Annotated in this window: 18 protein-coding genes; 11 read left to right on the top strand and 7 right to left on the bottom strand. The window is 41.0% G+C overall.

The window, feature by feature from the left end; translation table 11 throughout:
* Positions 1-13 precede the first annotated feature (13 nt).
* Positions 14-2,263 (bottom strand): DUF294 nucleotidyltransferase-like domain-containing protein, encoded by a 2,250-nt coding sequence (locus tag TOL2_RS23280; RefSeq protein ID WP_014955634.1) that lies wholly within the window; start codon positions 2,261-2,263, stop codon positions 14-16.
* Between the two features lie 626 nt (positions 2,264-2,889).
* On the opposite strand from TOL2_RS23280, the gene TOL2_RS00605 reads away from it, so the two are divergent.
* On the top strand, positions 2,890-3,729 hold the full coding sequence (locus tag TOL2_RS00605; RefSeq protein ID WP_014955633.1) for a CvfB family protein: 840 nt from the start codon (positions 2,890-2,892) through the stop codon (positions 3,727-3,729).
* 217 nt (positions 3,730-3,946) lie between these two features.
* Here the strand turns inward: TOL2_RS00605 and TOL2_RS00600 are convergent, their stop codons facing one another.
* Positions 3,947-4,699 (bottom strand): cytidylate kinase-like family protein, encoded by a 753-nt coding sequence (locus TOL2_RS00600; RefSeq protein WP_014955632.1) that lies wholly within the window; start codon positions 4,697-4,699, stop codon positions 3,947-3,949.
* A gap of 415 nt (positions 4,700-5,114) precedes the next feature.
* On the opposite strand from TOL2_RS00600, the gene TOL2_RS00590 reads away from it, so the two are divergent.
* The 5 genes from TOL2_RS00590 to cooS all read left to right on the top strand — a co-directional run bounded on the left by TOL2_RS00590 (position 5,115) and on the right by cooS (position 10,125).
* On the top strand, positions 5,115-5,591 hold the full coding sequence (locus TOL2_RS00590) for a methylated-DNA--[protein]-cysteine S-methyltransferase (RefSeq protein ID WP_041279714.1): 477 nt from the start codon (positions 5,115-5,117) through the stop codon (positions 5,589-5,591).
* A gap of 84 nt (positions 5,592-5,675) precedes the next feature.
* The gene (locus tag TOL2_RS00585) at positions 5,676-6,029 is read left to right on the top strand and encodes a hypothetical protein (RefSeq protein ID WP_014955630.1); all 354 of its coding nucleotides are present in this window, start codon (positions 5,676-5,678) and stop codon (positions 6,027-6,029) included.
* Between the two features lie 48 nt (positions 6,030-6,077).
* A complete protein-coding gene (locus TOL2_RS00580; protein WP_014955629.1) occupies positions 6,078-7,004 on the top strand; it encodes an MBL fold metallo-hydrolase in 927 nt (308 codons plus the stop codon).
* 103 nt (positions 7,005-7,107) lie between these two features.
* A complete protein-coding gene (locus TOL2_RS00575; protein WP_014955628.1) occupies positions 7,108-7,854 on the top strand; it encodes an N-acyl homoserine lactonase family protein in 747 nt (248 codons plus the stop codon).
* Positions 7,855-8,160: 306 nt separating this feature from the next.
* Positions 8,161-10,125, top strand: a complete 1,965-nt coding sequence (gene cooS / locus TOL2_RS00570) for an anaerobic carbon-monoxide dehydrogenase catalytic subunit (RefSeq protein ID WP_014955627.1) — start codon at positions 8,161-8,163, stop codon at positions 10,123-10,125.
* Positions 10,126-10,252: 127 nt separating this feature from the next.
* Here cooS and TOL2_RS00565 read toward each other — a convergent pair whose 3' ends face one another.
* Entirely contained in the window at positions 10,253-11,833 is a 1,581-nt protein-coding gene (locus TOL2_RS00565; protein WP_232508017.1) for a sigma-54-dependent Fis family transcriptional regulator, read from the bottom strand.
* A 281-nt stretch (positions 11,834-12,114) separates the two neighbouring features.
* On the opposite strand from TOL2_RS00565, the gene TOL2_RS00560 reads away from it, so the two are divergent.
* Complete coding sequence (locus tag TOL2_RS00560) at positions 12,115-13,359, top strand: reductive dehalogenase (protein WP_014955625.1); 1,245 nt, start codon at positions 12,115-12,117, stop codon at positions 13,357-13,359.
* Between the two features lie 26 nt (positions 13,360-13,385).
* Here the strand turns inward: TOL2_RS00560 and TOL2_RS00555 are convergent, their stop codons facing one another.
* Positions 13,386-14,162 carry an MBL fold metallo-hydrolase gene (locus TOL2_RS00555; RefSeq protein ID WP_014955624.1) on the bottom strand — a complete coding sequence of 259 codons (777 nt, stop codon included), beginning with the start codon at positions 14,160-14,162 and terminating at the stop codon, positions 13,386-13,388.
* A gap of 3 nt (positions 14,163-14,165) precedes the next feature.
* Positions 14,166-14,426, bottom strand: coding sequence for a hypothetical protein (locus tag TOL2_RS00550; RefSeq protein ID WP_041279166.1), 261 nt, complete (start codon positions 14,424-14,426; stop codon positions 14,166-14,168).
* 322 nt (positions 14,427-14,748) lie between these two features.
* On the opposite strand from TOL2_RS00550, the gene TOL2_RS00545 reads away from it, so the two are divergent.
* From TOL2_RS00545 to TOL2_RS00530, 4 genes are all read left to right on the top strand, one after another.
* Positions 14,749-15,912, top strand: a complete 1,164-nt coding sequence (locus TOL2_RS00545; RefSeq protein ID WP_014955623.1) for an IS4 family transposase — start codon at positions 14,749-14,751, stop codon at positions 15,910-15,912.
* 133 nt (positions 15,913-16,045) lie between these two features.
* Positions 16,046-18,181: an HDOD domain-containing protein gene (locus TOL2_RS00540; RefSeq protein WP_014955622.1), complete on the top strand. Its 2,136-nt coding sequence runs from the start codon at positions 16,046-16,048 to the stop codon at positions 18,179-18,181.
* A 13-nt stretch (positions 18,182-18,194) separates the two neighbouring features.
* Entirely contained in the window at positions 18,195-19,193 is a 999-nt protein-coding gene (locus tag TOL2_RS24725; protein ID WP_014955621.1) for a GspE/PulE family protein, read from the top strand.
* A gap of 10 nt (positions 19,194-19,203) precedes the next feature.
* Entirely contained in the window at positions 19,204-20,298 is a 1,095-nt protein-coding gene (locus TOL2_RS00530; protein WP_014955620.1) for a MinD/ParA family protein, read from the top strand.
* Here TOL2_RS00530 and TOL2_RS00525 read toward each other — a convergent pair.
* Positions 20,276-21,085, bottom strand: a complete 810-nt coding sequence (locus tag TOL2_RS00525) for a S16 family serine protease (RefSeq protein WP_041279165.1) — start codon at positions 21,083-21,085, stop codon at positions 20,276-20,278. The genes TOL2_RS00530 and TOL2_RS00525 overlap by 23 nt on opposite strands.
* On the bottom strand, positions 21,078-21,665 hold the full coding sequence (locus tag TOL2_RS00520; RefSeq protein ID WP_014955618.1) for a hypothetical protein: 588 nt from the start codon (positions 21,663-21,665) through the stop codon (positions 21,078-21,080). The genes TOL2_RS00525 and TOL2_RS00520 overlap by 8 nt, the downstream gene beginning before the upstream one ends.
* Positions 21,666-21,673: the final 8 nt, after the last annotated feature.

The raw sequence follows: 21,673 nt of genomic DNA, 5'->3' as shown, positions 1-21,673 counted from the left end.
AAGGGTAAAAATATTAAGAAATCAGACCGTCTGTGTCACCTATAAAATCAAACCTCAGTTTGGCCTGGATAGCTTTTATTTTTTTTAATACTTCTTTGAGCATTTTTTTTTCAATGGAAGACAGGTGCTTGGGATTGATGTAATTATCCGGTTTTATATTTTGACCGAGAATCGCCTGGATCTGTGTCATGAACCGTATCTGCATATTAAAGCAATAGGCCTGATCCAGTTCATTATACTCATTGCGGGATAAAACCTTTTTCACATATAGTTGATAAAGCCTGTCCTGAGTGGCGGTGGCCCTGATGCCGTGCTTTAGAGAATAAATTCTTGCAAAATCAACAATGGGGATGGAGGCCATCTTAATATCAAGACATTTTTTATGCGGTGCTTTGGACCGGACTGAAAAATTGCCGAAAAATCCAATCGGAGGTTTGAAATACACGGCATTTTCCGCCATATTTCGGAAAAATCCAGTCCAGTTGGATAATTGGTTCATCATATAGGCTGTCAGTTCATCTGTGATCTGTCTGTCTCCATAAGCAAACCGGAAATCAAAGAAAATACTGGTATGAAGCAGATCCTCGGGTGATGCCGCATGTATCCAGGAGGAAAAATAGTCTTTCCATATGGAAAGAGGCTGACACCATTTTGGATTTTTCGCCATGATGCCGCCCTGGCAAAAATCAAATCCCGACTGATCAAGCCAGGTGCAGACTTTTTCCCCAAGTTTCAGAAAATAGGGCTGAAGAATTTCAATTGTCTGACCGTCGTCCTCAGAATCTTTGAAAATAACGGCATTATCCTGATCAGTTTTCAGGGTCTGCTCTTTTCTGCCTTCACTGCCCAAAGTAACAAAGGCAAACGGAACCGGGGACGGTCCAAGAGCTTTTGTTGCAAAAGTCAGCAGTTTATGTAAGATGGCATCTGAAAACGCCGTGACCAGCCATGTCACGGTCTTGATTTTTGTCCCGCTGGTGAGCATACTGTGAATCAGCCTTGGCAACTGGCTGTGTTTGCCGATAATCTCTTCAACTCTTGTTGCCTGGTTGATTTCACGAATAAGCGAAGTGTAGGAAAGCTCGGTCAGCAAACGGTTGTCCAGTTCCAAAGCCTGATCGGAATGATCAAATGCTTCAATATCCCCGATCTGTATCCGGCTTTCCGGAATCAGGGAAACCGGTTCAAGGATGTTTTGCACCAAACTCTCATCTGCCGGAATAAAAAATCTTACACAAGGCATATCATTAACTTCATCTTGTTCGGGGTATGTCCAGATTGCACTCTGGTGCTGGTTGAGTGCCTCTTTTAAGCTGATATTTAAAACCATGTTTTGTGTACCAATATCCAGGCTTTCCCATTGTTTTAGCAATTGAGGGCTTACCGGATCTCCTTTCCAGGAAATATCAATCAACGCAATGGCATTTTTCTTATAAAAATTAAAATAAAATTCAGTCAGCCCGGTTTCGGTTTTCAGCCGACCCAACATAAAAATAAACACATTGATAAAGGTGTAGGGATCGGCTTTAATTTTTATGTTTTCGGCATCAAAACGGTTAGTAACGCGGCAGATTAGCCCAAATTTATCTTGAGACCTCCTGGACACTGTTTGTAAAAAATCTTTTACGAACAACTGTTTCAAGGTCTTGTTTGTGTTGATAAGACGTGAGTATTCATCTGATACGCTATTGAGGATATCGCTTAATACAATGGATTCCTTGTAAATGATCTCTTTGAACTGATGCTGGTGCTGTTCATCCATCCCGGGGAACTCTCTCATGGCTTCAATGGCGGCCCTGATACTTGCCATAGGGGATCTGGCATTTTTGGACAAAGTGTTTAAAAGGGATTCTACCCGTTTTTGTGCCCGGCTTTGCTGGGTAATATCATCAAGGATCACAACAAACCCGGAAAATAGACCGGCAGAATTTAAAACAGGCACCACCTGGGTCTCTAAGACAAGGGCGTGGGTTTGTAAAATAAAGGTTGAAACCGTATTTTCGACCTTTTTTCTTAATTGCTCGTTGATTTCGTCAAGTGCATGTTCAACAAGGTTTTTGTCAATGAGCGCAGTAATGGGTTTGCCGGTCATCAAAACCGGTATCACAGGATTGCTCTTATCCGCCAAAAGATATATTTCAGACTGGTGGTCGTGCAGCAGGATTAACCCGTTGGCATCACAGATAATAATGGCTTCCGGCAGTTTTGAAATAAACGAGGCCAGTACCTGTTTTTCTTTCATGACGTCATTTTTACGGGACATAATATTTCAAATATCGGCTTTTGTATCAAGGTGTTAAACAAACATTGACCCAGAAAAAAAAAGCTGGAGATTGTCGACGGCCTTATTGTTTTATTGTAATAAAATGCGTTCATATGTCAACAAGTCTTTAAAAAAAGCTGTAAATCCAAACTATTGAACTGCACCCGATTTTGTTGTTGGCAAACCAGTATGAAATACCAAGCCTGCACATGGCAGATCAATCTGACTTGGCCGGTATTCAAATAATTTTATAACTCCCCTCTGGTTAAGAAGGCAGTTGCTTTTTTTAATTTCTACAAATGACGTTTTATCCTTATCTGCAGGAAGTTGTCGCATAAATCGTTTTTTTATTAGAAAAAAACTGTAAGATGTGGTGTTCAGGTTATTCATACTCTCACCCATAAGACAAGGACTTTGCAATATTTACATGCATTAGCCCTGAGGTGGCTTGGGGATACTGTGGCGCTGTTTTCTTCAATGTGATATAATGCTTGAATAAAAGACATAGTGGGCAAAAGAACTCCTCAAAAATAAAGGAAGTCCCTTGCTGACAATGTATTTGACAAAAAAAATCCGGTTGAAAACAAATTGCCGGGTTTTTCCATTTAAAATTAAATAGGATAAGCATGCTTAAAATTGGAAAATATAATGATCTGGTTGTGGATAGCAGAGTTGAATTTGGTCTGTATTTACAGTCTGACGAAGGAAAAATTCTGCTTCCCCAAAAATACGTTTCTGAAGATATGCATATAGGGGACACCATTACGGTGTTTATATATACTGATTCTGAAGACCGGCTTGTTGCAACGACTTTAAAGCCGGATGGAGTTGTTGGAGATTTTGTTTTCCTTGAAGCAAAAGATGTTGTATCTTTTGGGACATTTATGGATTGGGGACTTGAAAAAGACTTGCTGATACCCAAAAGTGAGCAGCAGGACAAAATGGTTCCCGGAAAAAAATATCTCACAAAAATCTGTTTTGATGATATGACAGGCAGAGTTTACGGCACTACAAAAATATCCGTAAATTGTGATAAAAACATCACGGACCTTAAGGTTGGTCAGAAAGTAGATCTTCTTATCCATTCTTTTACCCAAATTGGTATTATGGCTGTAATTGATAACAGGTATTTTGGTATGTTATACATAAATGAAACCTATCAAGACCTTTCCATAGGTGATACCTGCACGGGTTATATCATGCGGCTTCGTGAAGACAACAAAATAGATCTCACGTTAAAAAAACCAGGATATGATTCTGTAAAAAGTTCTGCTGAAATAATTGAAAGCTTATTGGAACAAGCCGGTGGTTTTATACCCTGCCATGATAAAAGCTCACCCGAAGAGATTAAAACGGTTTTTTCCATGAGTAAAAAAGAATTTAAAAGAGCCATTGGCGGTTTGTTCAAAAAAGGTGTTCTGGAATTGAAAAAAAACGGGATCAGGCTTAAACAGGGAAAATGGTAAAAAAGACAATGCGTCCAGCATATCCTGATACCAAAAATTAATAATAATGACGCTATGAAAGCTTATATGAAAGAACTTTTAAACTGCTGAAATTAAATACCTTTCATTATTTGTTGTGACATAATGATCTGCCATGGCCGTTATTCAAAACATAATTTCAAGGATCAGCATTTTAGGTTTAAAAAGCACTGATCACAGGCATCAAAGTTCAAGATTGTTATAGTGCTGTTAATCCGAATTTTTGTTCAAAAGCACATGCCACGATCCGGGCGGCATGGAAACTTCCGTTGATACGATCCCTGTTGATCACCAGGTCAAATTCATCAAGACCGGTTTCTTTGTTGTGATAAACGGTTTTAAAAAACTCATGCTGTTCAATATCCATAATATTTAATTTTGTTTTTGCTTCCGACCTGCCGATGTTCAGGATATTGGACAGCCTATCAACCCTGTAATCCCGGCTGCAGACAAACCTTACCGACAAAACAGTATTGCCGGGCAGAATCAAATGGGTTCCCCTGCCGACAAAAATAGAGGGTTCGGTATCGGCCAGCACAATGATAGCTTTCATCAACTGTCTTGCATAATCGTTTTTCAGAAAGGGTTTTTCTTTGATGAGCATGGAGAAACGCTCAGCCATTTTACCAGGGTAATGATCATCGTAAAATTCAATTATTTTTTTTGTCAGCCGGGTGTCTTGCGTCATACATTCCAAAATTTCCCTGTCTATAACACGATAATTAAGGATACCGGACAGAAGATCCGCAATTTCCAAAGCCCCCACTCCGATTTGCCGTGAAAAACAAATATTATGGATTGCCGAGGATTTTTCCTTTATGTCCTGTTTTTTATCCGCGTTCCCCTTGTTGTCCCACTTTTTGATCGTCTCATCCAACCAGTTCTCGGCACTTTGTCTTTTTTTGCCATAATATCCCGGCCTATAAATGGTATCCTGGAAAGTTTGATTCATTTTTTTCTCCTTGTTTTGCCAACTCATAAAATTAAGGTGTTTGATTTAAATACACTTTGTTTAATTCATTACGCTACTTTTTTTATGGATCTGGTTAATCTCCTTTTTTTGACTGCTGCAAACAATAAAGGCAATAACAATGCCACTGCACAAGAAATAGTTGGCCGCTCCCTGTTTGTCAGGACAGACTGGCTTAACAGAACTCATAGTGCCGTAAAACTTTTATGATTGATGTTAAAACGCCTGAATAACATAAGGTAATATCGAAAAAAATATCAATTAAAACGTCGACTTATTTTACAGCCTGGAAATCCAGCTGACAGGAAATTTGAATATTTATTGCAAAAGAAGTATTGTTAAGCTCATTGTTTTTTTATATTTACGTATGACAGAACAAGGCCATAGGGTGGAAAATATGAATTATTGCTATTTTGAATCCCCGGTTGGAAAGCTTTTATTAACCGGCAACAAATTGCTTGAAAACCTTTATTTTCCTTTGGGAAAGACAAGGGTTGAGCCTGGAAAAGACTGGACATACAACCCGGAAAAATTTATGGATATTATTTTGCAGCTTGAAGCCTATTTTAAAGGAGAGCTGACAAGATTTGATCTTGAATTGTCTATTACAGGAACAGATTTTCAAAAAAAGGTCTGGCAGGAACTTGTAAAAATTCCCTATGGAGAAACAATATTCTATGGCGAACTGGCAAAAAGAGTCGCAAATCCGAAAGCTTCAAGAGCGGTTGGCATGGCAAACGGAAAAAATCCGATTCCAATTATTATACCCTGCCACAGGGTTATCGGTAAAGACGGAAGCCTGACAGGTTTTGGCGGAGGCCTTAATGTGAAAAAAAGATTGCTGTACCTGGAGAAAAAATATAAAAAACAATGATGATTAATATGGTACTGGCTTATTAATGAAAAAGATCCTGAATATTATTAAGGATGTCATCTTTACAAAGGGCTTGGATTATCAATGAAAAAAAATCCTGAACAGAATAAAAAAAATTTGCGTGCTGAAATCAGAACAGAATGCCGGAATAATGCCAGCGTTGAATTTACACCCGGAAAAAATGAAATGGCCTATCATTTTAGAATAAAGGATTTTTCTTCAAATGGTTTTGGGATATTGGTGCGCGAGGATTCCAATGTACTCAAGTATATCAAGGCAGGAGATATTTTGATGATGAAATATCACCCGGAAGAAGCCTCAGTAAATCCAGTACTTCATAAGACACAAATAATCCATATTTCAGCGCCTGAACCTGGAAAATACAAGGGGCATATGCTGGTCGGACTTTTAATTCTTGACGAAAACTCATCAGAATAAGGAAAAGAACAAGCTTAAATTTCGAATAAAAAAAAGGAATGCCTTTTTTTGAAAAGAACAAAAATTACAGACAAGATTACCTATGTGGAACCTGATTCCATGGCAAATTTTACATCCTGTGCCGGAATGATACTGTTGTCAAAGCAAAAAATTTTGATTGATATGAATATGGGGACAGATGAAATCCCTAAATTGCTGGAACAGGAAAAACCGGATGCAGCCATGATTACACATTATCACCTTGATCATTCCACCTGGACCCGTCAAGTTAATACTTATACGGATGCTGTGGTGTTTATCCCGGAAGGTGAAGAACCATATCTGACGTCCACGGATTTCGTGATTGAACATACAGCCGGAGCCTTTGGCATGTCAAAGCCATGGACCTCCTTTGTTGTGGATTTTCTTGGATATGAACCCCTTAACGCCTATGAGTCCTGCAGCGAAACAACCTCTTTCAAGGATATGGCACCCGAAATGGTTCTGATTAATACGCCGGGCCACTCTCCTTCTCACACCTCCTTTTATTTTCCGGAAGACAAAATCCTGTTTTCCGGGGATATGGGACTGGACCGGTTTGGCCCGTGGTATGGCTGGGCAGACTGCAGCATAAAAAAGCTTGTTGAATCAATTTTACGGCTTGAGGGGATGGACATTGAATTAATTCTTACAAGTCATGGAGGTGTTGTTAAAAAGGAAATTCAACATGCATGGGCCTCAGGTATTTCCACAATTTTGCAACGGGAAAAAAAAATCATTCAAAACCTGGACAAAGGAATGGAAACAGATGACATTATCCGGCAAGGGGTATTTTTTTCTGATAAAGAAAAAGTATCCGAGCCCATGAGGTCTTTTCTTTATATGTGGGATACTGCCATGTACAATCACCATGAATCCCTTATCAATGAAGGCGGATTGATTAAGTTTTTTCCTGAAATACTGACATTGTCAACTGTTCCTTATAATTTGGGGTAACCTTTGAGGTGAGATTTTAATTTTTTTTATCTTCGTTGACACAGCAGATACATTTTCCATATAGTCATACACTGATACTTATCAGTAAAAGGAGTAATATATCATGACACAATACACCATTCATCCCATTGTCATGGGTACAAAAGTTTTTGATAAAAGCATGATGACTTATCAATACGGTCAAGGAGAGCAGTATACAATACCAATTTATACATGGGTGATAAAAGGCGGCGATAAAAACATTCTCGTGGATACGGGTGAGATGAACCCCATTAGATCAAAGGACAGGGAAGATGCCATTGGCGGAAAAATTTACACCTTTGAGCAAGGGCTTGAAAAACACGGCTTATCGCCTTTGGATATTGATATCGTAATTCACACCCATCTTCATATGGATCATTGTGAAAATGATTATAAATGTGAAAATGCCCGGTTTTATGTTCATGAGAAGGAGCTTGAATCCGTTCATAATCCCCATCCCCTTGACTATCGCTATCTGGAAGACTATATCGACGATATTGAAGAAAATGATCAGATTGAAATCATTAAGGAAGATTGCGAAATCATAGATGGTATTCGCGTCAAACATACGCCGGTCCACACAAAAGGCGGTTTAACCGTATTTATTGAAACACAAAAGGGCACGGCTGCAATCACGGGATTTTGCATCATTGATGAAAATTATGATCCCCCGCCTGAAATTAAAGGCATGGAAATGGATGTGATCCCGCCGGGAACCCATGTGGATGTTTACAAAGCCTATGATATTATGAAACAGGTTCAAAAAGAAGCGGATATTATTATTGCTCTTCATGAACCAAGGTTTGCATCCGTCAAATCAATTGGTTAGCCATCTCCCTCCACACTTTTTTTTACCTGCCCCCCACCCCAATGCCTTAAAGCCTATGGCTGTTAAGTCTTTGGGGTGATATTTCATGCCGGTATTTTTTTTCTTTAGAGTTTTTTTCGACCAATAAAAATTTAGAATAAAAAAAATGAAAAATTATCATTTTAATTAAATTATGCTTTACAAAATACCACAATGTATTAGTTTGTAAAAAGATACCACGGTGTATCACCTTACGATAACTGAAGTAATAAAATTCGTATGGTGACTGCATCATTGCAACCAGGAGCAAAAAACAAGGAGATATGAATGGGGAAAGAAAACAGTGAGAAAAAAATGGTGAGTGTTGAGGATCGCACAATGTGTGAAGCCACTCAGCAAATGCTTACAAAAGCCAGAAGAGACGGTGTTAAACTGGATCTTGACCGCGGGTATGAAATGAAACCCTGCCCCATTGGTGCGGAATCCGCCTGTTGCAAGCATTGCTACATGGGACCCTGCCGCTTGAATCCAAGAGATCCATATAAAAAAGTAGGCGTATGCGGTGCAACCATTGATACGATCATGGCACGAAATTTCGGACGAAATGTGGCAGCCGGATCTGCCTCCCACAATGATCATGGCAGGCATATCCTTGAATTGTTCAGGGGGATTATTGACGGTAAGGTCAAGGATTTTACCATTGAGGATACCCTGAAACTTGAACGGGTTGGCAAATCCCTCGGCATTGATGTTGAGGGAAAAGAGGTTCTGGAGGTTGCAAAAGAGCTGTGTGATGAACTTGAAAAAACATTTTCCAATGTTGACGGTGAAATGCCTTTTACCAAACTGGCACCTGAGGCAACCCGGGAATTGTGGAGAAAAGATGGCGTCATGCCCAGAGGGGCCATGCTGGAAATCATGGAAATGATGAGCAGGACCCATATCGGATGTGACCAGGACTATGACAATTTAATGAAACAGATCACCAGAACAGCCCTTGCCGACGGATGGGGCGGTTCCATGGTGGCAACCGAACTGTCCGACATAATGTTCGGAACCCCCTCTCCCACCCTTGCAGATGTCAATATGGGGGTATTAAAGGAGGATCATGTAAATATTATTGTGCATGGCCATGAACCTGCCATGTTTGAAGGCATGCTGGCGGCTGTAAATGATTCTTTTTTTATTGAAGAGGCCAAAGCCAAGGGTGCCAAAGGGATTAATCTTGTGGGAATGTGCTGTTCCGGTGCGGAAATGATGTCTCGTCACGGAGTTCCTCATGCCGGAAACTTTGGATCAACAGAAGCGATAATCGTTACAGGTGCAGTGGATGCCATGGTGGTGGATATCCAGTGCATCAAGCAGGGTCTGGCAGAAGTGGCCAAATGTTATGATACCCATTTGATAACCACAAACCCGAGAGCGAAAATTGAAGGGGCCACCCATGTTGAGTTTGATGAAATTGATCCCAGGAAATGCACGGATGAAATTCTCTCAAAGGCCATTGCCAGGTATGGCACCAGAAGTATGCCCATAGAGATTCCAAAAAAGATCCAGGCGGGTGTCCACGGCTTTAGCCACGAATATATCGAATATATGCTGGGCGGAACCTTCAGGGGCAGCTATTCACCGCTGAATGACAATATTATTAATGGAAGAATCCGAGGGGTTGCAGGAGTTGTGGGTTGTACAAATCCAAAAGTTAAACAAGATTCAGTTCATGTTGCCCTGGTAAAAGAGCTGATTAGAAATGATGTTCTCGTACTCCAAACAGGATGTTCACAAATAGCGCTTGCCAAGGCGGGCCTTCTGGTTCCTGAAGCTGCACCACTTGCAGGCCCTGGTCTTGCCGAGGTTTGTGAAACCGTTGGTATGCCTCCGGTTCTGGGCCTTGGTTCCTGTGTGGACAACACAAGAATTCTCATTGCAGCGTCAGCCATGGTAAAAGCCGGAGGTCTTGGAAACAGCATTGCAGATCTTCCGGTAGCCGGATGTGCGCCCGAATGGATGAGTGAAAAAGCATTGGCCATTGGCCATTATTTTGTAGCTTCAGGCGTTTATACGGTTTTTGGTGTCGGTTTTCCAACCATCAAGGAAACTAAATTCCATGATCTTATGTTTAATGGTCTTGAAAAAAAGGGATATGGAAAATGGGGTATGGCTTCTGACCCCATTGAAATTGCTCGAATGATGATCGCTCATATTGACAAAAAACGAAAACAGCTCGGCATTGACAAGGCAAGAGAAAGAACGCTTGTGGATATGTCCGACAGGCGTGAACTGGCATCTTAAATTGTTTTGCAGCACCTTAATTGTTTAACATCTTAAATAAGCCCGGCACTATCTGTGCCGGGCTTAATCTTTTTTGCGCAAATTTCACCTTAATTTTCAAAAAACATATAGGGGTGGAGGGCCATGATTACTTTTTTATTTCCAGGATATTAATATTAAATTTTTTAATTCTGGAACAAAGCGTTGTGGGCACACAACCAAGAAGATTTGCAGCCCCATCTTTCCCATAAATCTTCCCATTACATGCTTTGAGTGCAGCCTGTATGTTTTTTTTAACAAACCGATTTAACTCTTTGTCTGTCAATACTTTGTCTGTCGGGGCTTTGTTTTTTAGATAATTACCTGCGGGGTTATAAGATAACGGTTGTTGTTCATTGTCCGGGAATGTAAGTTTCAGGTTCATGTCTCCTGATGTGATAATGGAGCGCTCAATAATATTTCTCAGTTCTCTTACATTTCCGGGCCAATGATAAGAAATAAGCTGTTTCATTCCGGCACTGGAAATATCTGGAATGTCTCTGTTCATGTCGGATGAAATTTTTTCAAGAAAATGATAGGTCAATAAACGGATATCCTCTTTCCTGTTTCTCAGGGGTTCAATCTCTATGGGAAAGACATTGAGCCTGTAATACAGATCCTGCCTGAACCGCCCTTGTTTGATTTCTTGTTTGATATTTTTATTTGTGGCTGCAATAATCCTTACATTTACATGTCTTGTTATATCTTCACCAATTCGTTCATAAGCACCTTCTTGTAAAACCCGAAGAAGTTTGCCCTGAAGTGCAAGAGGCAATTCTCCAATCTCATCGAGAAAAAGGGTTCCCCCGTCAGCCGCCTGGAACCGTCCGGCCCGGTTTTTTACGGCACCGGTAAACGCGCCTTTGATGTGGCCAAAAAATTCACTTTCATAGAGTTCACCCGGAATAGAGGCACAATTGACTTTAATCATGGGTTTGTCTTTCCGAAGGCTTCGGTTATGAATTTCCCGTGCTGCCAATTCCTTGCCTGTACCGGATTCTCCAAAAATAAACACACTGGCATCTGTTGGTGCCACAAGCTCTATCTGGTTCAGAATATTCATCAAAGACGGACTTTTACCTATAATACTGCCAAAAGAACGAGCCTGGTTGATCTCTTCTTTCAGATACTGGTTTTCAAGTTCCAATTGAGATTTTAAATGATCAATTTGTCTGAATGCATTGGCGTTGGCAATTGCGGCAGCAGTGTGGTTGGCGATCATATTCAACCAGAACCTGCCTTCTTTTACCCGGTCGGATTTGATCCTCGAATAAATGGCAATCACACCGAAAACATCGTCTTTAAAGCGCAGGGGTTGGCCGCCGAATCCGAGAAGATGTTCTCCTTTGGCCCAGTTGTCCCTGTTTTGCCAGTCAGGATCTGACTTAATATCTTCCGGGCTTAACGGTTTTTTGTTCTGAGCCACTTTCCCGATACAGGTGACCCCCATGGGAATCCTTTGCCCATGCCCATTGAGATCAGAAAAATTGTGAGGAGGCATTGATATTGAATCGCCTTTGCTTGCAACCAAATGGAGACACTCTTTTTTTTGTCCGCATAATTTGAACATGGAGCATTTATTGCAGATATCCGCCTTTTTTTTTAACCAGATTCTAACCAGAGCTATGTGAGGGCGCTGCACCATCCGGTTGACAATGAGATTTAAAAGAACGTCAACAGACCGTTCCATGGCCATTTCAATTAAGAGCGCTTTTAGCGACTCAAATTCAGGTTGATAAGTTGAGTTGATATTCATAAGGATAAATTAAATGAAATCTCATTGTATTACAACGAAAAATCATTAAGACTGAAATTTCGTTAACTTTCAACAGACCTGACAAATCCAACCAACTGAATTAATAGCATAATTTTGATTATAGGCACTGGCATAAATATTGAACATTAATATTTGGTATTGGTATTTAAATTGAGAAAAACACACATACTGGAACCTTTTAACAGGAGTAAAAAATGACACGCATCTTTACATCAGATATTCGAGATGATTGCAGAAAAGACAGGCCAGACCCCTATCCTGTTCATATCCTTGACAGGGTTGACCGGCCCACAACCGCTATTCATGATAACAAGATTCAAAGAGTTGATGAAAGGGATGGCGGATTTCAACGGGCTGGAAAAGGAGAGTACGGAGAAAAACTCAAAAAAGAGTATGGGCGATTCATTGGCAAGCACCCTTTATCAGGGGCATTGTGTACCATGGGTGGCGCACTTGGGCATATGGTGGACGAGCCCATGAAACTCAAACAAGCCGGCCGCTCACCCTGGAACACTTCTTTTTGGCCGCCCATGCCCGATACTTCAGATGATATTGCCCCAGGAACAGATGATCCTAAAACAAATGCCTGGCATATAAAAGAGACAGCCTATTTTTTGAGAGCAGATATTGTCGGCATCTGTAAACTCCCTCAATATGCCGTGTTCTCACACTCCAAGCACAAAGGCAAAAAAGTTGAACTCAATCACAAATATGCTATTTCCATTGTAGTTGATCAGGACTGGCGAACAGCATCGGCATTTAACGGGAGTGACTGGATCAGCAATTCCATGAGTTTTTTAGCCTATGCCGGTTCCGGGTATATTGCCTGTATTCTGGCGGATTACATCCGGCGGCTCGGATATCCGGCAAGATCCCACCATGCCATGAATTACAAGGTAGTGGTTCCCCCTATCCTGCTGTGGTCCGGCATTGGAGAGATGTCGCGTATGGGGGATGTGGTGATCAACCCTTTCCTAGGGCCAAGATATAAGGCAGCTGTAGTTACGACGGATATGCCCCTTGAAATTGACAGGCCCATTGATTTCGGACTTCAGGATTTTTGCAGCAAATGTGGCAAATGTGCTGAAATGTGCCCGTCCCAGGCCATCAGCTATGGTGATAAAATCATGCACAACGGGTATGAAAAATGGCCCAATGACGTTAAAAAATGCACCTCCATGAGAGTGGGCAACCCAAACGGTTCCGGTTGCGGCACCTGCATCAAGGTATGCCCGTGGAATAAGCCGTTCACCCCTTTTCACAGAACGGTCAACTGGTTTTTAAGAAAATTTCCATCCACCCGGAAATTTGGGATATGGTGTGATGACCTTTTAGGATATCATAAACCCAATTATAAACAAAAATGGTGGTTGGATTTAGATCAGGTTGACGGCAGGTTTGTTACACCCAAAAAATCAGGATATACAAAAAAAAGATAGCAGAAGCATGAACATGTGCTGTGAATTTAAAATGTTAAACATTCATTTATTTGAGGAACAATAATCCTGGTATCTTTACACTTTTTTTTGATTTGATCCACAAAGGGGCTGATATCAATCGTTTTTGATATGGGGGGAAAAAAATTATCATGGTGATGGGGAATAACCAGTTTCGGTTTAAGATATCTGACATGGTTCAGGCCGATTTTACAAATATTTGAATGGCCCTGCAATGGAAACATCAGGATATCAATGGGGGTGTTCCCGATTTTCTTAAGGGTTTTTAAAGATGACCGGGCACTGCCGAAAAATTGTATTATTTTATCTTCAATCATAAAGCGCCAGCTTAAAACCCGGCCGCAGGGGAACCTCCAAAAAAGGGGAAGATATTTAAACAATTGCACATGTGTTCTTAAAAGAGTTGAAAAAACCAGTTTTTTATCAAATTGAATATGGTCGCTGAAAAAAGCCCTGGCTGAATACCGTTTAAAATCAAATTTTTTTTTGTCCGCAATAACGGGGTTGATCCGGTGTTTGTCCACCTGATGCCGGATCAGCATGTTTGCCGCAACTTTTGAGCAATAAATATCCGCGTTTGTCTGCCGGGCGATTTGGGGGATATCCAGAATGTGGTCAAAGTGACTGTGGGAAATAAAAATCTGGGATGCTGTTTGAATATCACCAGGCATTATATCCTGCCTGGGAAAAGCATTTTGGTTCCTGGACAGGTAAGGATCAATCAAAAACACCTGATTTCCTGTCTTAACTTCAAACCCTGCCGTTCCAAGCCATTTGATTTCCATGGATTATTTTTCAGCAATACAAACTTTAAATGTACTCATACAATCAATAATATCTTCGGTTTTCCCTTCGTCTGCAGACCAGAACACATTTGTTTCATCTTCAATTTTCATAAGGCATTCAGGAAAAAAATCATAATGATTCTTATTGATTTTTAATACGGTCAATTTGTCCTCGGGAAAAGTTGGGTCCGGGACATGATCGATCACTTCCCAGTCATCTGGAACAATAAATTCAGCTGTAATGTTTACTTCGATGGTTTTCATTTTAAAATCCTTAAAAATAAAGACATGTTAACACGGCATTTAACTTTAAACACCTTTTTTGTATTAATACCAACGGTACAGGTTTCTTTCAAGAGGAATCCCAAAAAGTTTATGGATCTTTAATTTTCAGACAAGCTCTTTTCAAAAAATTTTATGTTAAAATATACTGAACTTTGCAGTTTAATTCAGTAATGTCCGGTTAGAAACTTGCATGGACAATAGTTAAATTTTTTTTGACACAAGTGCCATTTTTTTATTGACAAAGGTGTGAAAAAATATCGCGCTCCTTGAAATTATTTACTATAATTTCAAGGACTTACAAATGATTAAAGATTTTGTTCCAAAAATCAAATTTCAATCAATGACTTTTGATAAATTTATTGCCCCACTGTTAAAATTGTTGCCCTTTGCACCAGAATTATTATCACGAGGAGATCGACCTTTAAAAATGACCTTTGAGGACCAGATAAAAGCTCTGGTATATTTTCATCTTCAGGAACATAAATCAGCGCGCCACCTTATTCAGGATATGAAAGAAAATGCTTTTGCCAAACAAAATATCGCTCCAGATGATGGCATTAGTCGCAGCAGTTTTTCCGAAGCAGTCAACCACCGGGGACTTGAACAATTACAATTCATTTTTGAAAATCTTTATAAACAGGCTGCAAATGTTTTGCCCAAAGAGCATAAAGATCTGGGCGATTTAATATCAATTGATGGCAGCTTGATTGATGCGGTCTTGTCAATGTATTGGGCTGACTACAGGAAAGGGTCGAAAAAAGCTAAGGCCCATTGTGGCTTTAACATCAACAGTGGTATCCCGAGCAAGGTGTTCCTTACGGAAGGCAATGGCGGTGAACGTCCCTTTATTGATCAGATTCTCGCTGAAGGTCAAACTGGTGTTATGGATCGAGGTTACCAATCTCATAGGGAATTTGATTTGCTTCAAGATGCAAACAAACATTTTGTTTGCCGAATTAAAGCCAAAACAACGAGGACAATTATTGAGAAACGCCCTATAGCCCCTGATAATTATATTTTTTATGATGCCGTGGTTCTCCTTGGCACGCCGGGTCAGAATCAAACCAAAAAGCCTGTTCGGCTTGTTGGTTATAAGATTGCCGGAAGCAAATATTATGTTGCCACTGATCGGCAGGATCTGACGGCAGAACAGATAGCAACCATCTATAAGCTCCGATGGACCATTGAGAGCTTTTTCAAGTGGTGGAAGGAACACCTTAAAGTCTATCATCTGATTGCCAGAAGTGAATATGGGCTTATGGTTCAAATTCTCGGAGGCCTTATCACATACTTGCTGATGGCGATATATTGCCATAAAGAATTCAATGAAAAGATATCAATCAAAAGAGTGCGGCAATTACGAACTAAAATTTTGAATGAACTATTTCAGGGCCAGGATAATTCAGGACCGACTGAGGACAATAATTTCAAAGAACAAACAAAATCATTTAATGCAAAAACCTAACCGGACAATACTGAGTTTAATTGGCAAAAGTATTGATTTATAGATGATAAATATCTATAGATCCTTAAAAATCCTTTTTTTATTTTAAAAAGATTTTTAATTGTTTTTAACAACTTAAGTGCAGCTTCGGGTAATGAAACAAACACATATTTTTGAAAAAATAAAACAATCCAATACTCTTCCCCAGCTTCCCCAGGTCATGCTGAGACTCATCAAGGCCTGTAACAGTGGAAAGACAAGTATTGATGAGCTGGCCGAAATTATTTCTACAGATCCTTCTTTAACGTCCAGGCTTCTGCAGATTATCGGATCACCCTATATAAATTTGCCCAAGGCTGTGAACAGCATAAAAAATGCTGTTGTCTACCTGGGCGTTGATACGATTCGGAATATGGCCATCAGCACATCTGCCATGCGGTTTTTTAATGTATCAAAAATCGTTCCCGAGTTTGATATCGGCCGGTTCTGGTATCATTCTTATAAATGCGGTGTGATTGCTAAAAAAATAGCCCTGGAAAATAATTTTTCAGACCCTGATGAATTTTTCCTGGCAGGATTGCTGCATGATATCGGCAGGCTGGTTCTTTTGCAGAATTTTCCCGATGATTACAAAACCGTTTTGCAAACAACGCCCAATGAAAAACAGATCCTTGCCGCTGAAATGGAAATGTTTGGTGCCGACACCCCCCAGGTAAGTGCATGGCTTTTCAGGCAATGGAATTTGAATCCACTGATTGCAGATGCCGTGCTTTTTATCAATGAACCCATTGAGCAGATTAAAAGCGCGCTCTTTCATGTGAAAGTTGTATTTATTTCAAACATTCTGGCCGGGCGGACAGCGGTACTTGAAAAGATCCCGGATATTATCTGCCTGACGGATATTCCCCGGACAGGACTGGAACAGATTGCTGTTGAGGCGGAACAAGAAGTCTTTGACATGGCCAAAAGCCTTGGCATAAATTCGGATTATGTTCAGGATAACGACTGCGAAGAGTCATTGACCTGTGAAATAAAGGATCTGTCTTTGTTTTTCGGCACATTGCGAAATCTGCTGCAAGCCAGGGATGTTGATGCGGTTCTGGATGTTGCACAAAACGGGTTTAAAATCATATTCAATGTTCCCCGGATGTTTTATTTTTTTTTGGATGAAAAAAAAAATATGTTAACCGGGGGGTGCAGCAGTAATGATAAAGCCAATAAAATCATCCAAAGTATTGCCCTGCCAATATCCAATACATCCAGCCTTGTGGTGAAATGTTTAAAAGAGAACACGGTTCAAAACAGTTTGAAACAGACACCCTATCAAAAACTTGCCATATCGGACACACAGCTTATCCGGCTGCTTGAGGCAAAAGGCATGTATTGTGTCCCCATCTGTTCATCAAAAAACACATCCGGGATCATGGTACTCGGAGTTGATGCGGCAACAGCCAAAACTCTTGATGATAACAGTGGCCTGGTCAGGCTTTTTTCACAACAGACAGGCGTGTGTATTCAAAGTATCCGGTTTTATAATGACTATGCGGTCAATATTCACGAAAAGAAAATGCAAGCTTATTCAACACTGACCGATAAGGTGATTCATGAAATCAACAACCCCATCGCAATTATTAAAAATTATATTCAAACCCTGGGCCTGAAACTGCCTGATAAACATCCGGTTCAAGAAGACCTTTGCGTGATCAATGAAGAAATGAGCCGGGTTGCAGGGCTTTTGGATAAACTCAGAAGCTTTTCAAGCCCGAAAATCGACGGATTTGAACCTGTTGACATTAACCAGCTTTGCCTGGGCATATTGGAAATTTTAAAGAAATCAATCCTGCTGCCAAAACAGATTGAGGCCGACATTCTTGTTGATCCTGAAATGCCCAGAGTCAAAACCGACCGGAACGGATTAAAACAGGTGTTTATCAATCTTATAAAAAATGCAGCCGAAGCCATGAATAAAGGGGGTAAAATAACCGTCACCACACGATTTTTATCAGACTCAGCAAAAATTATGATTGACGAAAAAAAGCGAATTCCGGGAAGTGTGGAGATCGTAATTTCCGATGATGGGCCGGGGATTGACGAAACAATCAAAGAAACATTGTTTGAGCCGTATACCACAACCAAAACAGGGACGGCCAATGCAGGGCTGGGGCTTGCCATTGTCCATTCCATTGTCAAAGAGCTGAACGGAAAAATCACCTGCAAGACAAAGCCGGGCAAGGGAACCTTTTTTATCATCATCCTGCCGGTTATCTCATCAAAAATGAAACAAGGATAAAGGTTTAAGACCATTGCCAGACAAGAAAAAAACACTGTCCGAACAGGTTGGGGCGTTGAAAACCGGTGAACTTTTTGTCGAGCAAGGATTAATCTGTCCGGAAGACATTGACAGGGTTCTTTTGATCCAGGCAAAAATGCAGGATTCTCCGGGCCTGATAAAAAACCGCCTGTTTGGAATGATTTTATGTGACCTGAATCTGGTCACGCCGGTGGATAATTATTGTGTTCTTCATAAATATAATAAACTTGTATCCATTCAATCGGCACTGATTTCAAAAAAGACGAAGTTAAAAGAAATGGTGTCAAAAAATATGATATCAAGAGAAAAAGTTTTAAACGCACACAATGCATCACTGACTCTTGATCTTCCATTTATCAGCCTGCTCCTCAAAGACCTGGTGATTTCAATGAGCGAAATGCAACTATTGCTGTTTAATTTATTTCATATTCCGTTCAGATCCATCATTGATTTTGTTTTTAATGAAGCAGACAGGACAAGGCTGGTTAATGTTCTGGATAAACACGACTCCCTGGAAAATCGAATGATTCCCCTGGTTTTAAAGGGCCATACCATCCTGATAGGGATTACAGACCCTGAAAACCTGTTGTTCATACAAAAATTGAACAACAGGTTTCCCCAATACAGGTTTAAGGCCGTGTTCATTTCGTTTTCAGGATTTTCCCGGTTTTACGGAATCATTTACAAAACCAATATAGATCATTCCTCATCCGGGAGAACTCCCCTGGATCTGCCTTTTCTTTTAAGCTTTAAAACATCCATAAAAGATCCTGAACAGGAAAACGAATCTATCCAAACATTGTACGACAGATATGAATTGTTGAGGCGCTTGAGCGGGAACCCGAAGCGAGATAATCAGCAGATTGAATTTAACGAGTTTATTGTTTGTGCCCACAAGAAAATAACCCGGGAATATAAAAGCCGCTGCATTGAGTTTTCCTTGAAACAACAGGGCCGGGACGTCAACATCATTGCATTTCCAAAACAATAGGCAAATCATCATGGCAAGAATCATTACCATTACCAGTGGGAAGGGCGGGGTCGGAAAAACAAGTATCAGTTTGAATGTATCTTTGGCACTGGCATCAAAAGGATTTAAAGTCTGCCTGTTTGATGCTGACCTTGGTCTTGCCAACGTGAATATCCTCACCGGCATTTATCCTGAAAAAGATCTTGAATCGGTTATTGAAGGACAGGCCGACTTAACGGACATCATAATCAAATCATATCAGGGGATTGACATTATACCGGGAAGTTCCGGTGTGGAAAAAATTGCAGACCTGACCCGGACTCAAACCGATAACCTTATTTCCGCGTTTTTAGATCTTGAAGACTATGATTATTTTATTTTTGACACATCTGCCGGCATCTCCGCCCAGGTGCTGTCTTTTTGCATGGCGTCCAATGAAATCATCCTGGTGGCCACATGCGAACCCACTTCCCTGACCGATGCCTATTCCCTGCTCAAAGTGCTGTCAAAATATCAATATGATCGTCCGGTCAAGGTGGTGATCAACCAGGTGAGATCCGGCAAAGCCGCTCAAAAAGCCTATGTTCAGCTAAAAGAGACCGTTAATCGCTTTCTTTTGATTAAAGTGGAGCCGTTGGGGATTATGGCATCAGACAAAAATGTACGGGCCTCGGTGATTTCCCAGACCCCTTTTTTTATGCTTTTCCCGGACACAATTGCATCAAAATGCATCAATGCCATTGCCCGAAAACTGATCGCCACCCCAGACCAAACCGGCCAGATGCCCATGGAGCTTTTCTGGGATCAATGCCTGGCATTTCTTGAAAAACATCATGCCCCCCAAAAAAAAACTGTTCCCCCAAAAGCGGCAACACCCCAAAAAGCGATAAAAAAAGATGAGACAGAAAACAATCCTGATATTTCAAACGCACTTTTTCGTATTGAAGACAAACTTTCCTTGCTGATAAAAGAAGTAAGGGAGATCAAACAAGTCCTTAACCCCAATACGCCCGTTCCTGAGAAAAACAACGGAAAAACACCTGTACTGCCCAAACCCAAAGCGCTTACCCTTGATTTTGAATCCTGGCTGAAAAAAAGAAAAATTAGTCAAAGCCCGTGTCTATAGGCTCGATCTTAACCGGTGGCAATTTTATCGGCTTTGGCAGGGACGGCTTTGGTTTTTTAATTAAAGGGGAAGGGTCAGCTGCAGGGGATAATGGCATTGGTTTTGTTATTTTTGTTTCTAAGGAAGTTAAACCCATGTCAGTAGTGCTTAAACAAAAGTACCCCACCAAGCCGGTCAGTATGAGCGCAAGAATCAGAAGAATGATTTTCTTTAAGATGCCTGTTGTTTGTTGCGGCGGCAGCAGGATATCAAAAACCTGGTTTATATGCGTAACTCCATGACATCGTAAGTTTTTTTGTTTAAAAACAGACCAAAGATCATCAGAAATCTCATTGCCATTGATTCTGGGATAAAAGATAAATCCGTTTTCGCTTACCAGCTTGACAGCGGTCGTCAGCTTGGTATGGAGACCTTTTACTTTTTTTATGCTGCCGTCTGCCGTGAGAACGCCGGTGGCAGCAATGTCCGGCATATCAACCTTTAACAAGGCTGCTGCAATGGCAATGGCAAAGCAAAGCCCGCCGCTTTCACCGGCAATATTGGCTTTGGCATTGATTCTTTCCAACAACTCAATTCCGGCGGTAAAAGGGGATATTTTTTCTCCTCTTGATTCTAAACAGGTATAGGCGGCAAGAGCGGCTGTTCTTGCCGCCAAGGTAAAGTCGCCCTCGCTTTCCGATACAATGAATGCCTCTGCGGGTCTGGGGTTTCCCGGCTTTGGCGGCCAAAGAGAACACATTACAGAATAATAACTGCCGTTGTCAAACAATAGCCGGATATTACTCATGGGTATCTTTATCTGCTGATCCGGACAATATAATGGTCCATGTTGACAGATCCAGGGTATCCAGATGGTCGGTTATGGACGCGGCCCGGCCCTGTTTGACAGTGGCTTCCATGACCATGAAGCCGTTGGCATCCCGTATGCTTGCCGTCATGCCCTGGCAGGATTTGCCGGCACTTGTTGTTTCCAGCACGATCATGGCCTTTTGGGGGTTGTCATTGTCCGGGAAAATGCCCAGCCTGAATTTGTCACAACTGCTGTTGATATAGACCGGTTCCGTAAAGGCGCTGGATGCTGCCTGCAGCAAGCCATAGCTTAAAATTTCTTCTCCCTGTTTTTCATCCGGGTCATCAGCCAGTGAAAGTTCGCTCAAAGAGCAGAGCGTTTCCCAGGCGCTAAGACACCGGGGACAAAGTGACAGGTGATGGATATCATAGTTGTCGGCCTTTTGCAGGCCGCCGGGCAATGAAAACAAGTATAATTTTTCTTGGCTAATATGGTCCTGGTGTACTGGCGAATACTCAGCCCAGATTTTCAGTGCCTGTTTGGTGCTGATCTGTTTGATACTGATATGTTTATCCATGACAAACT

Source organism: Desulfobacula toluolica Tol2, from assembly GCF_000307105.1.
In the GTDB taxonomy this organism is placed as follows: Bacteria; Desulfobacterota; Desulfobacteria; order Desulfobacterales; family Desulfobacteraceae; genus Desulfobacula; species Desulfobacula toluolica.
The sequence above is the reverse complement of the archived record's forward strand: the minus strand, read 5'-3'. Positions and strand labels throughout refer to the sequence as shown.

Excerpts from the sequence above, each read along its gene's own strand:
- TOL2_RS00545 (WP_014955623.1), top strand. The coding sequence starts at position 14,749 with ATGATTAAAGATTTTGTTCCAAAAATCAAATTTCAATCAATGACTTTT.
- TOL2_RS23280 (WP_014955634.1), bottom strand. The coding sequence starts at position 2,263 with ATGTCCCGTAAAAATGACGTCATGAAAGAAAAACAGGTACTGGCCTCG.
- TOL2_RS00520 (WP_014955618.1), bottom strand. The coding sequence starts at position 21,665 with ATGGATAAACATATCAGTATCAAACAGATCAGCACCAAACAGGCACTG.
- TOL2_RS00555 (WP_014955624.1), bottom strand. The coding sequence starts at position 14,162 with ATGGAAATCAAATGGCTTGGAACGGCAGGGTTTGAAGTTAAGACAGGA.
- TOL2_RS00550 (WP_041279166.1), bottom strand. The coding sequence starts at position 14,426 with ATGAAAACCATCGAAGTAAACATTACAGCTGAATTTATTGTTCCAGAT.
- TOL2_RS00600 (WP_014955632.1), bottom strand. The coding sequence starts at position 4,699 with ATGAATCAAACTTTCCAGGATACCATTTATAGGCCGGGATATTATGGC.
- TOL2_RS00605 (WP_014955633.1), top strand. The coding sequence starts at position 2,890 with ATGCTTAAAATTGGAAAATATAATGATCTGGTTGTGGATAGCAGAGTT.
- TOL2_RS00575 (WP_014955628.1), top strand. The coding sequence starts at position 7,108 with ATGACACAATACACCATTCATCCCATTGTCATGGGTACAAAAGTTTTT.
- TOL2_RS00565 (WP_232508017.1), bottom strand. The coding sequence starts at position 11,833 with ATGGAACGGTCTGTTGACGTTCTTTTAAATCTCATTGTCAACCGGATG.
- TOL2_RS00525 (WP_041279165.1), bottom strand. The coding sequence starts at position 21,085 with ATGAGTAATATCCGGCTATTGTTTGACAACGGCAGTTATTATTCTGTA.
- cooS (WP_014955627.1), top strand. The coding sequence starts at position 8,161 with ATGGGGAAAGAAAACAGTGAGAAAAAAATGGTGAGTGTTGAGGATCGC.
- TOL2_RS00585 (WP_014955630.1), top strand. The coding sequence starts at position 5,676 with ATGAAAAAAAATCCTGAACAGAATAAAAAAAATTTGCGTGCTGAAATC.
- TOL2_RS00530 (WP_014955620.1), top strand. The coding sequence starts at position 19,204 with ATGGCAAGAATCATTACCATTACCAGTGGGAAGGGCGGGGTCGGAAAA.
- TOL2_RS00540 (WP_014955622.1), top strand. The coding sequence starts at position 16,046 with ATGAAACAAACACATATTTTTGAAAAAATAAAACAATCCAATACTCTT.
- TOL2_RS00590 (WP_041279714.1), top strand. The coding sequence starts at position 5,115 with ATGAATTATTGCTATTTTGAATCCCCGGTTGGAAAGCTTTTATTAACC.
- TOL2_RS00560 (WP_014955625.1), top strand. The coding sequence starts at position 12,115 with ATGACACGCATCTTTACATCAGATATTCGAGATGATTGCAGAAAAGAC.